This window comes from Millionella massiliensis (genome assembly GCF_900104655.1).
Lineage (GTDB): Bacteria > Bacteroidota > Bacteroidia > Bacteroidales > Rikenellaceae > Rikenella > Rikenella massiliensis.
Window position 1 is genome coordinate 2,756,393 of sequence record NZ_FNWD01000002.1, and the last position, 13,802, is coordinate 2,770,194.

A 13,802-nucleotide genomic window follows, 5' to 3' on the forward strand; every position below is an offset into this window, starting at 1 on the left:
AGGGCAGGCGGCACGGCGCGGAGTTAGTCGGCTTTCGGGATGTCGATGATACGGGCTTGGGGCCAGTAGCGGTGCAGGTAGGCGGCGATGTAGGCGCGGGTGTCGGCGGCGATGATGGGGTCGCCTTCGGGGTAGAGTTTCCAGAGCACGGCGGCCACTTCGATGTTCCGGGCGCGGCATGCTTCGAAACTGAGTAGGGTGTGGTTCAAGCTGCCCAGTCTGGCCGAGGTGACAAACAGCAGGGGCATGTGCTGTTCGGCCACGTAGTCGATGGTCAGGTATTCGTGAGGGGTGTGGTCGGGGTCGAACGGCGTGATGGGGACCATCAGTCCGCCGGCGCCTTCGACCAGCACGATGTCGTATTGCGACCGAAGCCGTTCGGTGGCGGCCGTGATCACCGACGTGTCGACGCGGGTCCCTTCGAGGGCAGCCGAGAGGTGGGGCGAGGCCGGGAATCGGTAGATGATGGGGCTGGTCGTATGGTCGAGATCGACCGGCTGCAGGGGGATGCCCATCAGTCGGCGGTGCAGTTCGATATCTTCGGAGCGGCCGGTGTTACCGGTCTGGATGAATTTCTGGGTGATGACCCGTTCGCCCTGTTCGGCGAGCATGCGGGCGAGGATGCCGGTGGCGTAGCTTTTGCCGGCGTCGGTGTCGATGCCGCTGACGAAATAGGTCCCGTGGGGTAGTTGGCTCATGGTTTTCGCGCGATTAGGATAATCGGATGGAAGGTCAAAGTTACGTATTCCGTTTCGTTTTTCTCCGTTGGGTCGGGATGCCGGGTGAAGGCGGCGCGGTAGTCGCTTTCGAACTGTCGCAGCCGGCGGTGGGTCCATGATTCGGAGGTGACGGCGTTGACGCCGGTCAGCCGCAGGTGGCGGAGCACTTCGACCGGCGAGGGGTAGTGCTGCTGTTCGACCCATTCGCACTGGAAGAGGAGCTCCATCCCCTCTTGGCGGCACAGGGCGGAGAGCTGGTCGGCGGGGAGGTAGGCGAGTCCCTGGCCGGTGGTGGCGGTGATTTCGCGGAAGTTCTCGGGGCCGAAGGTGGTCAGTGCGAGGAGTCCGCCCGGGGCAAGTCCGGCGACGCTTCGGGCGATAAAGGCGGGCAGGTCGTCGAACCACTGTACGGCGGAGGCGCTGGCGATCAGGTCGTAGCGTGATTGTCCGAAATCGAAGGCTTCGCCGTCGCCGGGTGTGAAGCGGACGGGCGTTCCGGTGCCGGTAACTGGTGGCAGATATTCGCGGCTGGCGGGAACGAGGTCGTTGACGGTCCATTCGGCGGCAGGGAAGAGGCGGACCAGGTGGCGCGTCAGAAAGCCGGTTCCAGCTCCGATCTCGACACCGCGACGGATGACGGGCGGATCGATGACGGCGAGTTCGCTGCCGAGGCGGTCGGCAATCGAACGCTGGACCACGGCCAGTGTGTCGTAGGTGCGCAGGTTGCGCGAGAAACGTCTCTGTAACAGTTCTTTATCGTGTTTCATCGGAGACGGCGGAGGTGAATATCCCGGACTCGTAGAGCGGGTAGTGAGGCATGTCGGGACGGAGGGTCACGGGGACCCGGGCTTCGTTCCAGTAACGTTCCATGTTGTCGGGGGGGAAGATGGCGTCGTGACCGCCGACGATGGCCCGTGTCCAGAAACTTGCGGCGGGAGGCGTGGGCGTTTCGGCGAGTGCCTGCCGCTGGAGCGAGGTCAGTTCGTCGTAGATCTCGTCGAGCGGACGGGTCGAGCGGTGACGGTAGTATTCGCGCAGGATCTCGGGCGTGCCGCACATGCGTTCGAGGAATTTGGTGATACCGGCGCCGCCGATGCTGCGGACGGTAACGGCAAAGGCGCGGGCCGGAATGCCGTATGCGTCGTCGATGGGGCGGGGCGTCCCGCCGATGGCGGTGGCGGTGGTCCACTCCAGCGGCTCTTGCTGAAAGAGTTGGCTGGCGGCCCATACGCCGAATGACCAGGCGATGAGGTGGTGCTGCCGGTAGGGGGACAGTTCGGAGACCAGGGCTCGGAGTTCCGTCGCGGAGGGCAGGGTGCGGTAGTCGAACAGGCAGAGCAGGTCGTGGCCTGCGGGCAGGGGCAGGTGGCGGACGAGCTGGTCGGAACCGGCCCAGCCGGCTGCAAAGACGATGACGCTTTTCTCAGCGTCGGGGCGTGCGTGTCGGGTTATCCAAGTTGCCTGCATAGGGTGGCGAATTGTTCGATTTCGGTCGGGGTGTGGCTGGCGCAGAGCGAAACGCGCAGACGGGCTTCGCCTTGCGGAACGGTGGGGTGGCGGATGGCGGTGGTCCAGTAGCCGGCCTCGCGCAGCGCGGCGGCCATCCGCAGGGCATTTTCGTTGCTGCCGGCCATGATCGGAATGATTTGCGACCGGTAGGGAACGGCGGGGGCGAGGCGGGTGTTGATGAGTTCGATCAGCCGGTGGAGTTGTTGTCGGCGGGGTTCGAATTCGGCGAGTCGTTCGATCAGGTAGCGGGTCCACTCCAGCGAGATGTCGGGCAGGGCCGTGGAGAAGATCAGGGGGCGCATCCGGTTGACGAGCAGCTCTTTGGTCGCACGCGAGCAGATCAGCGCGGCGCCGACCGACGCCAGTGCCTTGCCGAAGGTGACCACGTGGTATTCGGCGCGCAGGGGGGCATCGGGATGGGCGGCGTTGTAGGCGGCGAGCAGTCCCGTTCCCGGGCGGCTCGCGGGGCCGTAGACGCCGAAGGAGTGGGCTTCGTCGAGGTAGAGCAGGAAACCGTACTGTTGTTGCAGCTCGGCCAGCGTCCCGAGCGGGGCGAAGTCGCCGTCCATGCTGAAGAGACTCTCGGTCACGACGATGATGCGCTGGTAGCCTTTGCCCTGCGCTTTCCGGAGCAGGGTGGCCAGGTGGTTCATGTCGTTGTGGCGGTAGCGTTGCCACTCGGTGCCGTCGCAGAGCCGCAGACCGTCGATCAGGCTGGCGTGTACGAGTTTGTCGGCCAGTATGAGGTCTCCCTTCTCGGTGACGGCGGGGAGTACGCCGCTGTTGACGGCAAAACCGGAGCCGAGCACCAGGGCGGTTTCTGCGCCGACCGACTGGGCGAGCGTGGTTTCGAGCCGATCGTAGGCCGGGCTGTTGCCGGTCATCAGCCGCGACGAGGGGTTGCCCAGCAGGTAACGGCCTGTGGTGTCAAGGCTCTCCAGAAAATCGTGCTGAAGAGCGAGGTCGGCGAGCCCGAGGTAGTCGTTCGACGACAGGTTGCAGTAGTCCCGGCCGTCGTCCGTGGTGGTGCAGAGGCGGGTGCCTTGCGTGCGCAGGGTCTTGAGACTGCGCAGGTTGCCCTGCGCGGCCAGTCGGTCGAGGATGTCGGTTTCGCGGGTCATGGGTTACTCCTTCTCCTTGGGCAGCGCGGCGCCGGGAACGATCTCCACGGCTCGGGCTGCGTCGGCTTCGGCTACCACCAATCGCACCTGTCCCTGAATGAAGGGCAGCATGGTGCCTCCGATGGCCCCTTCGACGCAGCATTCGATGCCGTTGTTGCGGAGCAGTTCGGCGTCGATGTAGGCTTCGCCGGGGGTGGTGTAGCGTTTGATGGTGGTCAGTTTGCTCGGATCGTTGTGGGTTGTCATGGTCTGATTCCTCCCTCTTTAGTGATGTGCGGGGTGGTGGTCATGACGTTCCGGTGCAGGCACCAGGCAATGTCTTCGCTCCATCGGTTCTTGATGGTGTGGTAGTGGAGACAGTGGTCGAGGGCGCCCTGCAGGTCGTTTTCGTAGCGTTCGTAGACTTCGGCGCACCACCACGCGAAATCGGTGAGTCTGTATCCGTAATTGCGGGCCAAATATTGTGCCATCATGCCGGCGCAGAGCGAGTCTTCGATGGTGAAGCGGTTGTGGCGTCCGGAGCAAACGAGGGCCACGTCGCGGTCGAGGCTGCCGAGGCGGTCGGCCACGGCGTCGGCGTTGAGCAGCGCGGCGATGTAGATTTCGTTGGCGAGACCCTGGGCGCAGTTTACGGCGCGGGTTCCGTTGGTGGTGCTCATGACGATGGTGGCGTCGCGTACCACTTCGGGCGTGTAGCGCAGCGGCGAGTTGTCGAGGTCGAAGCCTTCGATAATGACGGTGTTGCGTTCGCCGCCGAGCAGGACGGGACCTGGGTCTCCCTGCTGTCGGTGTTCGGCGACGAGGCGGTCGCGCAGCCGGAAGCTCTCTTCGATGCCGGTCATGGGGATAATCTCGCGGGCACCGTTGCCCAGTGCGGTCACCATGACGGAGGTGGCCCGAAAGACGTCGATCACGGCGACGTTGCGTCCTTCGACGCGTTCGGGACTTACTTCGGCGGCTGTGCCGATGATGTCGATTTCCATGTTTTCTCTCCTTGAGAACTACCCGCAGCCCTCTTTCCCCCGTTTCTGCCGGGAAGGAACCCGTGAAGTGTACTTTTTGAGAAGCGTTTTTCCCAAACAGTGCCTCTTTTGAGAAGTGTTTTTTCGGGAAATGTGCTTCTTGAGAAGCGTTCTTCCTGATCAGTGTTCCTTCCGAAAAAGCGTGCTTTCCGAAAAGTGTGCTTTCGGCGGGGTCGTTGCGTCTCCCTACGGAAGCGGAGCTGCGGTGTGCCGGGTTACAGGGTGGTTTCGGGTTGCTGGCTCAGGGTGGCGACCATCACGGCCTTGATGGTGTGCATCCGGTTTTCGGCTTCGTCGAATACGATCGAGGCGGGCGATTCGAACACTTCGTCGGTCACCTCCATCTCGCGCAGTCCGTACTGGCGGTAGATCTCTTCGCCGACGACGGTTTCGAGGTCGTGGAAGGCGGGCAGACAGTGCATGAATTTGCAGTCGGGATTGCCGGTCAGCTCCATCATCCGGCGGTTGACCTGATACGGGCGGAGCAGTTTGATGCGTTCGTCCCAGATCTCGGCCGGTTCGCCCATCGACACCCATACGTCGGTGTAGATGATGTCGGCGTCTTTCACGGCGGTGGCGATGTCATCCGTAATGGTGATGCGGGCGCCCTCTTCGCGGCGGAGCTTTTCGACGAGTTCCGGAGCGGGGTGATAGGCCGCGGGGGCTGCGGCGGCGTACTGCATACCCATCTTGGCACACCCGACCATCAGCGACAGGGCGACGTTGTTGTCGGCCGTCCCGGCGAAACATACCTTGATCTGGTCGAGGGGTTTCGGGCAGTGCTCCATGATGGTGAGCAGGTCGGCCAGGAACTGGGTCGGGTGGCTCTCGTTGGTCAGTCCGTTCCAGACGGGAACGCCGGAGTATTCGGCCAGCGTGTTGACGATCTCCTGTCCGTAGCCACGGTATTCGATGCCGTCGTACATGCGTCCGAGTACGCGGGCGGTGTCTTTGATGGACTCTTTCTTGCCCATCTGCGATCCGCTCGATCCGATATAGGTGACGTTGGCTCCCTGGTCGTGGGCGCCGACTTCGAACGAACAGCGGGTGCGGGTCGAGTCTTTGGCGAACAGCAGTACGATGTTCTTACCCTTGAGGTATTGTTGTTCGGTGCCGGCTTTTTTCTCGGCTTTCAGTCGTTTGGCCAAGCGGATAAGGCCTTCGATCTCCTCTTTGCGGAGCGATCCGATGTCCAGAAAACTTTTCTTATACATAGTATCTTGCGTGTGGGTCGTTGTTTCGTGGTTGGGGTATGGCGCGGGCGGTTTCATGCAGTTGAGCGGCCGCGGTGCGAGTAGGGGTGGTTAGACCTGCCGGCGGAGCGGCGGTTGGGGCGGGTTATCGGCAAAACGGCTGTCTGTGGGGCCCCGATTGCCACTCTCCGGATTCCAAAGCGCCCGGCCATCCAACGGACCGGGCGGCTTCGGAGCGGACATGTTGTGTGCCGCGTGGGGGTCACTTGCGGTAGATGACAAGGGTCTGTCCCACGCGCAGCGCTTTGGCGTTTTTGATGTTGTTCCAGCTCATCAGCTGTTTGACGGTCACGTTGTAGCGCGAGGCGATGCGGCCCAGAATATCACCGCTTTTTACCTTGTAGGTAATCTTGGTGCCTTTGGACGACGTGCTGTTGTTACGCGACGAGCTGGCCGTGAGGTTCTCTTGCGACAGGTTGCTGATGTTGAGGTATTTGGCCAGGTAAAGGGTGTCCTTGCCGTAGATTTCGGAGCTTTCGCGCACGAACGAGGCGGCGTATTCCTGGGGCAGGGTCAGGGTGTAGGTTTGGGTTTTGGCCGGCACCACGTCGACGGAGTACTGGGGGTTGAGGCCGCGGAGCACTTCGAGCGGAATGTTCAGTGTGGTGGCGACCTGTTCGAGGTGCATCATGCGGTTGACGTGCACGGTGTCGGTGGCCAGCGGGTGCCACGGAATGGTGGGGTTCAGGTCGTGGGCCTTGTAGTAGGTGTAGGCGTAGGTGGCGGCGATGAAAGCGGGCATGTAGCCGCGGGTCTCGCGGGGCAGGTATTCGTAGATGTCCCAGTAGGTTTTGGCTTCGGTGCCGCCGTGGGCCGAGCGGTAGCGTTCGAGGGCTTTGTTGACGTTGCCGGGGCCGCAGTTGTACGAGGCGATCACCAGGGTCCAGTCGCCGTAGATCTTGTACATGTCCTGCAGGTATTTGCAGGCGGCTTCGGTCGATTTGACGGGGTCGCACCGCTCGTCGACGAAGGAGTTGATCTCGAGGCCGTAGTATTTGCCGGTGCGGAGCATGAACTGCCACAGTCCGACGGCCGATGCTTTCGATTCGGCGCGGGGGATCAGGGCGGACTCGATCACGGGCAGCATCTTGAGCTCCATGGGGAGCTTGTAGCGATACAGGGCCTCTTCGAAGATCGGGAAGTAGTATTGGGCGAGGCCGAGCACGCGCTCCATGACGCCTCCCTTGCGGGTGTAGATCTGGATGTAGCGTTTGACCACGTCGTTGTAGGGGAGTTGCACTTCGGTGGCCATCATCTTGAGGCGCTGGGCATAGACGGTGTCGGGCAGGGCGTTGCTCATGTCGACGTTGTCCAGGTCGACGTCGATGAATTCGTTGACGAAGGTCTCGTACGATTCGACGACGTTCTGGCGGGTGTAGTTGGCCAGCAGCGAGTCGTAGGTCGTGGCGCTCGAACCGTTCAGGGCCAGCGTCCCAAAACTGCGGGTGTCGCCGGTCTGTGCGTGGCTGATGCCGGTGGTGCCGAGGATCGCTGCTGCCCCCAGTGCGATCAGGCGAAATAGGTTCTGTCGTTGTTTCTGCATGTTTGGTTTCTGCGGTTTTAGGTCGTGCAATGAATGCGCTTGTGCGTGTTGTGAGCAGGTTCCCCGGTGCGTTGGACGGTCTCTGTCGCACGGCTCTCCACGGATTGTTCGGTGGGCGGTCTTGCTTTTCCAAACAGGTGTGAGCGTGGCGGTGTCCAGGGGGGCACCGGCGGGGTCAGAAGCGTACCTTCAGGGCGAGTCCGTAGGAGCTTCCCTGCGAGGGGCTCACGGTTCGTCCGTTGAAGCGGGTGTCGATCATGGTCGGCTGGACGCGGACGGTCAGGTCTTCGTCGACGTCCCAGTTCTTGAGTGAGGCGATCACGTAGGTGTCGATCACGCTGAGCAGGTAGGTGGCGGCCATCCCGATGATGGCCAGGTCGCGGTCGCGACGGTAGGCGTTCCGCACGTCGGCGAGCAGCTCGGCCGAGTAACGGCCGTTGAATTCGTCGACGGTGGAGGGGTTGCCGTCGGTCAGGGCGTTGTACGCTGTTTTGTAGCGCTGGTAGTTGCGGTTGTTGTAGTCGATGACGGTGGCCAGGGCGATGAATCCGCCGTAGTAGACCGGGATCCTCCAGTAGGTCTTGGTGTAGACGAAGCCCATGCCGGGGAAGACGGCGGCCAGGGTGGTGGCCTTGCGGACAGGATCGATCGGGCCGCGGTAGTTGAACACGGCGTCGGCTACGAAGTAGAGGTACGTGGCGCCGGCCATGGCGAACATGATGGTTTGTCCGCTGCCGGCGTTGCGCATTCGGGTGCGGGCCTGTTTCTGGGCTTCGGGCGGGAGGCGCAGATCGACGGCACGCTGATAGTCGGCTTTATACTCCTTGTATTTGCTGTGGAACAGCAGGCCGCCGGTGAGGAACCCTCCCACGCCGCCGTAGAGGATGGGAAGTTTCCAGGGCTGACGGTTGTAGATCTGTCCGAAGCCAGGGGCTACGAGCGACAGGATGGTGTGTTTGCCGGCCGAGATGGTGTCCTGCGTGATGCGGAATTTCGGTTTGAAGAGCAGGGCGGAGTCGGCGGCGGTGAGCAGTCGTCCCGAGGCGCCGAGGTGTGCCGTATCGACTGTGGGGTATTCCAGACCGGTCAGCCGGAACGGTGCGCGCCACAGCACGGAGTCGGGATAGGCGGCGATGAGCAGCGAGTCGCTGAACTGTTGGGCGATGATCGAGTCTGCAGCCTGGCGATAGGCCGGGAGGTCGGCGAAGCCGGCCTGTTGCACCACGAGGCTGTCGGGGCGCAGGGTGGTGCGGACGTAGCGGGCGCGGCGGGCGATACTGTCCTGAATGGCGTCGAGTGGATTGCCTTTCTGGCCGGACGTGACGCGAACGTGTTGGCCGACGGCCAGTCCGTCCATCTCCTTGACCCGTTCGTTGAGTTGTTTGCGCTGGTCGTGGGTCAGGTCCTGTTTCATCAACCGTTTGATCTGCTGTTTCCGGGCTTTTTCTTCGGCTTTGCGGAGCTTGCGGAGGCTCTTGGCATCCAGCGTGGTGCTGTCCTGCGGCAGGTCGAGCGCGGGTACGGTGATGGGATTTCCGTCGGCTGCTGCGGGGGTGGCCAGGCAGGCCAACAGCAACAGCAGACTGACCCCGAACAGCAGTGCGGGGTGACGGCGGGGCGGGTATGTGGTGCGGCGGTGGCGCATTAGTTCTGTCCGGAGAGTTGTTCGAGGCGGCTGAGTATCTCTTTTACCTGGTCGTCGGATTCGAAGTCGATGACGATTTTGCCTTGTACGGTGGTCTGACCGTTTTTACCGGCGGTCGATTTGCGTTTGATGCTGATCCGGCTGCCGACCAGCGGTTCGAGGCGTTCGACCAGTCGGGAGTAGTATTCCGGGTATTCGGTGTTGTCTTTGCCGGTTCGGGCCTTGGCGGGGGCCAGGGCCTGTTGGACGGCGATTTCGGTCTGACGCACGGAGAGGTGCCCCTTCACGATGCGGGCGAGCATGGCGAGCTGCTGGCGTTCGCCGGGCAGACCGAGCAGGGCGCGGGCGTGGCCCATGGTGATCATGTCGTTGTTCAGGGCGCTTTGGATCTGGGCGGGCAGGCGCAGCAGGCGGATGTAGTTGGCGATGGTGGAGCGTTTCTTGCCGACGCGTTCGGCCAGGATCTCCTGCGTGAGGGAGCATTCGTCGATCAGCCGCTGGAGCGACAGGGCCACTTCGATGGCGCCGAGGTCTTCGCGCTGGATGTTTTCGACCAGCGCCATCTCGAGCAGGGTCTGGTCGTTGGCTTCGCGGATGTAGGCGGGGATGGTGTCCATGCCGGCCATCTGCGAGGCGCGGAAACGGCGTTCGCCGCTGATGATCATGTATTCGGGACCGTTTTCGGCCGGGTTCTCGATGCGTTTGACGGTGATGGGCTGGATCACGCCCAGACGAGAGATGGATTGGGCCAGCTCGTCGAGGGTCTCTTCGTCGAACAGCGTGCGGGGTTGGGCGGGGTTGGGGGTGATGCGGCTGAGCTCGATGTCGGCCACAGTGTTGTCGCGTCGCGAGGCGGCGGTCTGTTTGGGGATGTTCAGCTCTTCGATTTCGAATATGGCGCCCAGTCCTTTGCCGAGCCCGGTGGTTTTCGGTTTCATAGGTTGTATACTCTCGTGCCTGTTGTCGGGGTGTTGGGTTGGTTAAATATGAGGGGTTATGCGTTGCCGTTGCGTTCGAGGAACTCACGGGCCAGGTTCAGGTAGTTGATGCTGCCGCTGCTGGAGGCGTCGTACGTGATGACGGGTTTGCCATAGCTGGGCGATTCACTTAAACGGGTATTGCGCTGAATAATTGTGCGGAATACGAGGTTTCCGAAGTGGTTGCGCACTTCGCCCACCACCTGGTTGGCCAGCCGCAGACGCGAGTCGTACATCGTCAGCAGGAATCCTTCGATCTCCAGACCGGGGTTCAGACCGGCTTTGACCATCTTGATGGTATTGAGCAGTTTGCCAAGTCCTTCGAGGGCGAAGTATTCGCACTGGACGGGGATGATGACGCTGTCGGCGGCGATCAGCGCGTTGAGGGTGAGCATCCCCAGCGAGGGCGAGCAGTCGATGACGATATAGTCGTAGTCGCCCCGGACGGTGTCGAGCAGGCTTTTCATCCGGAACTGGCCGCCTTCCATGCCGGCGAGCTCGGTCTCGGCTCCCACGAGGTTGATGTTCGAGGGGAGCAGGTGGAGGTTGGCGATTTCGGGCGAGGGGAGGATCGAGGGGATCAGTTCGGCCTGACCGGTCAGCACGGTGTAGGTGTTGAACTCGCCGGGCTCGAAACCGAGACCGGAGGTGGAGTTGGCCTGCGGGTCGGCGTCGACCAGCAGCACGCGTTTCTCCAGTACGGCCAGCGAGGCGGCCAGGTTGATGGAGGTGGTGGTCTTTCCGACACCTCCTTTCTGGTTGGCAAGGGCAACGATTTTTCCCATATCTCTTCTCTTTCCTCTGAATGCAACTAAACGAATGTTCTGACGCGGACGGCGCGGGGGGGCCGATCTTTGTGCTGTGCCGGTTCTCTGTGCTGTGCCGGTGCTCAGCGGGGCGGTTCTCTGCGGGGACGGTGCCCATAAGGGGACGCTCACTCGACGGGGCATCGGCTTCTGTCTCACGGGTTTGAATCCGATACCCGTTCGAACGGCCTGCGGCTCTTTTGGGGGTGTCCGGAGACCTTTTGTGTGCCCGTTCGGGCACTTTCCCAATGCTCTGTTCGCGTTTTCGGGGCACGAAATCGAACGGCTGGCGCGTCGTTGAAAGAACATTTTATTTCAAATTACAAAAATAGCTTTTTTCCCGGACTTCGCGTCTATGCTTTTTTCGTTGGCGGCGAATATGCGTTCCGAACGTTCGGTTTTACAGGGAGATCGGCGTTCGAATGATTTTGTGGAGAGCAGAGCTGAAGACGGAGAGGGTGTAACGGAAGTTGGATTGAGAATTCTTCAACCTCGAGAAACGAGGCTGCGGTTGAAATTTGGGGTGGGGCAGCTCGTCGGGCGATTGTACGGCTTTCTGGACTGCATGGGAAACTTGGGCGCACAACGCAACCAAAACAGAAACAGAACATGACGAAAGAATTTGGGCATGATTGTGTATGGGGGCATAGTCGAGTGTATTGGGATGCTGAAAATTTGTGGGTTTTGTCTCGAGGCGCGTGGCGAAAAGTTACGGTGTCGGATTATCGGACCCCAAAAATATGGGGGGTGAAAAATCAAATTTTTTCGGAGCGGCGTCGGCTGCTCTGATGAATGGCCGCAGGACTTGGAAAATCGGACTGTTTCGGGATTGCGGTGTCGTTCCGGGGGCTTGGAATATTTCCGTTTTTGTGTGCCGTGAAAGGTGAAAGACCTGAATTTTGGTCGAAAAGTCCGGACAGGTTTTCGTACTTTTGCGACAGCAAGCAAAAAACGAAGATGCCGATGAGTTTCGACCTATCGCAACGGTGGGCGGCAATTGTCAACCCCGTGGCCGGCAGCGGCCGGGGACTGACCGACTGGCCGCAGATCAGCGGTCTGCTCCGCGACGAGGGGATCGCCGTGGATGCCATGTTCACGCTGCACAAGTACCACGCCACCGAACTGACCGTAACGGCCATTCGGCAGGGCTACCGTCGTATTATCGTCGTGGGCGGCGACGGGACGATACACGAGACGGTCAACGGCATTTTCATTCAGCAGGAGTGCCCCACGACCGACGTACTGATCGCCGTGATCGCCGTCGGTACCGGTAACGACTGGATCCGGATGTTCGGCATTCCGCGCAACTACCGTGATGCCATTCGCTCGATCAAGGCCGGTCACGCTTTCCTGCAGGATGTCGGTCGCGTGAGCTACTACGAATCGAAGGTGCACCAGGTCCGCTATCAGGCCAATGTGGCCGGCGTGGGCTACGACGCCGCCGTCTGTCGGGGATTCAACCGGCTGAAGGAGAAAGGGTGTCGGGGCAAGTGGATATACGTCTTCAGCGCGTTTCGCGAAGCGGTGCGTTACCGCACGCGCCGGGTGCGGATCGAGGTGGACGGCGAGGAGGTCTTTAATGGAAAACTTTTCACCGGCACGATCGGTATCTGCAAATACACCGCCGGCGGGTTGACCCAAACCCCCAACGCCGTGGCCGACGACGGGCTGTTCGACCTGACTGTGATTCCGGCCATGAACCGGGTGCGGCTCTTCAGCCGTTTCCGCGTGGTCTACACCGGTGACATCTACGATATTCCGCGCATTTCGCTCTTCCGCGGGGGAAACATCCGGATTCATGCCGATCGTCCCATCCGGCTGGAGATTGACGGCGAGATTCTGGGGTATTCCGATTTTGAATTTCAGATCGTGGAACGGGCCGTGCGTGTGGTCGTAAGCGAGAAGTTTATTCGCGATCAGTTGTAAACCCGACCGGGGCGTTGCGGGGCTGTGCGTTTTGCGGAGCCCCGCCGGTGAAAGAGATAGAGGAGAACAACTGGGCGGGGAGAATGCTTGCAGCAGGGGATTCTGAAAGGAGCTTGCGCAACGGGGTAGTGAAGACGCTCTTCGGGGCGTTGTGGGTGGGGAAACTGCCGGTGGTAATACAGTGAGGCTGGTGTGTCTCAACCGTTGTATGTCGAAAACTCGGCGGCTCTTTAATGAGCGGCCCCCCAATGATTAGTCCCCAAGATAATAGTTTGGGATATAGAATAACGCGAACCGGATATGAAAAAGATCGTATGGAGCCTCTGTCTGTTGCTGTCGGCGTGGAGCATGGCGCTTTGTGCCGCCGAGAAGGTGCGCTTTGTGCTTTACACCGATCTGCACCAGGATCTGATTCCGGGGCGAGCCGAGGCGTTGCGCGAGATTGTTCGTGTGGCGGAAAAAAACAGAGCCGATTTTTTGATCGATCTAGGCGATCTGGCCTTTCCGCAGCCTGCGAACCGAGTGATTCGCGAGATTCTCGACTCATCGTCCGTCCCGGTCTATCACGTACTGGGCAACCACGATATGGATCGTTCCGACAAACAGACCTATATGGACTTTTTCAGCATGAGCGCCGCGAATTATGCCTTCGACATCGGTTCGTTCCGCTTCATTGTGCTCGATACCAACTATTTCCTCGACAGCGAGGGACGGGAACACCCCTATGCCAACAGTAACTATTACGGTCAACCGAAACTCGGCCTGGTAGGAGGCGGACAACTGGAGTGGCTGCGCGGCTTGTTGGCCGATACCTCCAAGATTGTCATGATCTTCAGCCACACGCCGCTTAACGACCGTTATGATCATGTCGAGCAGTACGCATTCATCCATCGGATGCTGCTCGAGGCCCGCGACCGGGGGGTGCGGATTGCAGCCGTGGTCGGCGGACACAACCACAGTGACAACCATTTTGAGATCGACGGAATCCACTACCTGCAGATGAACAGCGTCAGCTACATTTGGGGTGGAGAAGCCTTCGCCAGTCGGGAACACTATCCCGATTCGGTCTATCGAAAATACTCCAATCTGCAATATTGTGTGCCGTATGCCGTTCCTTTATATGCGATTTTCACGATCGATACGCGCGGGCGTCTGACGATCGAAGGCGTCGAGGGACGCTACCTGCCCCCGCTGCCCGATACCGCGAAGCTGGCCGAACAGCCCTACTACTATTCGCCCTCGCAAGATGATCGCAAACTGAGATTCTGACCCCCAAAAAAA

13 protein-coding genes are annotated in these 13,802 nt (G+C 60.9%); 2 read left to right on the top strand and 11 right to left on the bottom strand.

What is annotated here, in order from left to right:
* Positions 1-23: 23 nt before the first annotated feature.
* The 11 genes from bioD to BQ5379_RS10525 all read right to left on the bottom strand — a co-directional run bounded on the left by bioD (position 24) and on the right by BQ5379_RS10525 (position 10,574).
* Entirely contained in the window at positions 24-698 is a 675-nt protein-coding gene (bioD, locus tag BQ5379_RS10475) for a dethiobiotin synthase (RefSeq protein ID WP_071135385.1), read from the bottom strand.
* Positions 695-1,486, bottom strand: a complete 792-nt coding sequence (locus BQ5379_RS10480) for a malonyl-ACP O-methyltransferase (protein WP_071135386.1) — start codon at positions 1,484-1,486, stop codon at positions 695-697. The genes bioD and BQ5379_RS10480 overlap by 4 nt, the downstream gene beginning before the upstream one ends.
* Positions 1,473-2,186: a pimeloyl-ACP methyl esterase BioG family protein gene (locus BQ5379_RS10485; RefSeq protein ID WP_071135387.1), complete on the bottom strand. Its 714-nt coding sequence runs from the start codon at positions 2,184-2,186 to the stop codon at positions 1,473-1,475. Before BQ5379_RS10485 ends, BQ5379_RS10480 begins: the two co-directional genes overlap by 14 nt.
* The gene (locus BQ5379_RS10490; RefSeq protein WP_071135388.1) at positions 2,168-3,349 is read right to left on the bottom strand and encodes an aminotransferase class I/II-fold pyridoxal phosphate-dependent enzyme; all 1,182 of its coding nucleotides are present in this window, start codon (positions 3,347-3,349) and stop codon (positions 2,168-2,170) included. Before BQ5379_RS10490 ends, BQ5379_RS10485 begins: the two co-directional genes overlap by 19 nt.
* Positions 3,350-3,352: 3 nt before the next feature.
* Positions 3,353-3,595, bottom strand: coding sequence for a putative signal transducing protein (locus BQ5379_RS10495; protein ID WP_071135389.1), 243 nt, complete (start codon positions 3,593-3,595; stop codon positions 3,353-3,355).
* On the bottom strand, positions 3,592-4,332 hold the full coding sequence (locus BQ5379_RS10500; RefSeq protein ID WP_071135390.1) for a 2-phosphosulfolactate phosphatase: 741 nt from the start codon (positions 4,330-4,332) through the stop codon (positions 3,592-3,594). Before BQ5379_RS10500 ends, BQ5379_RS10495 begins: the two co-directional genes overlap by 4 nt.
* A 254-nt stretch (positions 4,333-4,586) precedes the next feature.
* The gene (argF, locus tag BQ5379_RS10505) at positions 4,587-5,585 is read right to left on the bottom strand and encodes an ornithine carbamoyltransferase (protein WP_071135391.1); all 999 of its coding nucleotides are present in this window, start codon (positions 5,583-5,585) and stop codon (positions 4,587-4,589) included.
* Between the two features lie 241 nt (positions 5,586-5,826).
* Positions 5,827-7,167, bottom strand: coding sequence for a lytic transglycosylase domain-containing protein (locus tag BQ5379_RS10510; protein WP_071135392.1), 1,341 nt, complete (start codon positions 7,165-7,167; stop codon positions 5,827-5,829).
* A 175-nt stretch (positions 7,168-7,342) separates the two neighbouring features.
* Entirely contained in the window at positions 7,343-8,812 is a 1,470-nt protein-coding gene (locus tag BQ5379_RS10515; protein WP_071135393.1) for a DUF5683 domain-containing protein, read from the bottom strand.
* Entirely contained in the window at positions 8,812-9,750 is a 939-nt protein-coding gene (locus tag BQ5379_RS10520) for a ParB/RepB/Spo0J family partition protein (protein WP_071135394.1), read from the bottom strand. The genes BQ5379_RS10515 and BQ5379_RS10520 overlap by 1 nt, the downstream gene beginning before the upstream one ends.
* 56 nt (positions 9,751-9,806) lie before the next feature.
* Positions 9,807-10,574 (bottom strand): ParA family protein, encoded by a 768-nt coding sequence (locus BQ5379_RS10525; protein ID WP_071135395.1) that lies wholly within the window; start codon positions 10,572-10,574, stop codon positions 9,807-9,809.
* 984 nt (positions 10,575-11,558) lie between these two features.
* Between BQ5379_RS10525 and BQ5379_RS10535 the strand changes: the two genes are divergently transcribed.
* Positions 11,559-12,521, top strand: a complete 963-nt coding sequence (locus tag BQ5379_RS10535; protein WP_071135397.1) for a diacylglycerol/lipid kinase family protein — start codon at positions 11,559-11,561, stop codon at positions 12,519-12,521.
* A 300-nt stretch (positions 12,522-12,821) separates the two neighbouring features.
* Positions 12,822-13,790: a metallophosphoesterase family protein gene (locus BQ5379_RS10540; RefSeq protein WP_071135398.1), complete on the top strand. Its 969-nt coding sequence runs from the start codon at positions 12,822-12,824 to the stop codon at positions 13,788-13,790.
* The last annotated feature ends 12 nt before the right edge of the window (positions 13,791-13,802 follow it).

What these genes read in the sequence shown, in the direction of transcription:
- argF (WP_071135391.1), bottom strand. Translation starts at nt 5,585, where the DNA reads ATGTATAAGAAAAGTTTTCTGGACATCGGATCGCTCCGCAAAGAGGAG.
- BQ5379_RS10525 (WP_071135395.1), bottom strand. Translation starts at nt 10,574, where the DNA reads ATGGGAAAAATCGTTGCCCTTGCCAACCAGAAAGGAGGTGTCGGAAAG.
- BQ5379_RS10540 (WP_071135398.1), top strand. Translation starts at nt 12,822, where the DNA reads ATGAAAAAGATCGTATGGAGCCTCTGTCTGTTGCTGTCGGCGTGGAGC.
- BQ5379_RS10485 (WP_071135387.1), bottom strand. Translation starts at nt 2,186, where the DNA reads ATGCAGGCAACTTGGATAACCCGACACGCACGCCCCGACGCTGAGAAA.
- BQ5379_RS10495 (WP_071135389.1), bottom strand. Translation starts at nt 3,595, where the DNA reads ATGACAACCCACAACGATCCGAGCAAACTGACCACCATCAAACGCTAC.
- BQ5379_RS10520 (WP_071135394.1), bottom strand. Translation starts at nt 9,750, where the DNA reads ATGAAACCGAAAACCACCGGGCTCGGCAAAGGACTGGGCGCCATATTC.
- BQ5379_RS10510 (WP_071135392.1), bottom strand. Translation starts at nt 7,167, where the DNA reads ATGCAGAAACAACGACAGAACCTATTTCGCCTGATCGCACTGGGGGCA.
- bioD (WP_071135385.1), bottom strand. Translation starts at nt 698, where the DNA reads ATGAGCCAACTACCCCACGGGACCTATTTCGTCAGCGGCATCGACACC.
- BQ5379_RS10500 (WP_071135390.1), bottom strand. Translation starts at nt 4,332, where the DNA reads ATGGAAATCGACATCATCGGCACAGCCGCCGAAGTAAGTCCCGAACGC.
- BQ5379_RS10515 (WP_071135393.1), bottom strand. Translation starts at nt 8,812, where the DNA reads ATGCGCCACCGCCGCACCACATACCCGCCCCGCCGTCACCCCGCACTG.
- BQ5379_RS10480 (WP_071135386.1), bottom strand. Translation starts at nt 1,486, where the DNA reads ATGAAACACGATAAAGAACTGTTACAGAGACGTTTCTCGCGCAACCTG.
- BQ5379_RS10490 (WP_071135388.1), bottom strand. Translation starts at nt 3,349, where the DNA reads ATGACCCGCGAAACCGACATCCTCGACCGACTGGCCGCGCAGGGCAAC.
- BQ5379_RS10535 (WP_071135397.1), top strand. Translation starts at nt 11,559, where the DNA reads ATGAGTTTCGACCTATCGCAACGGTGGGCGGCAATTGTCAACCCCGTG.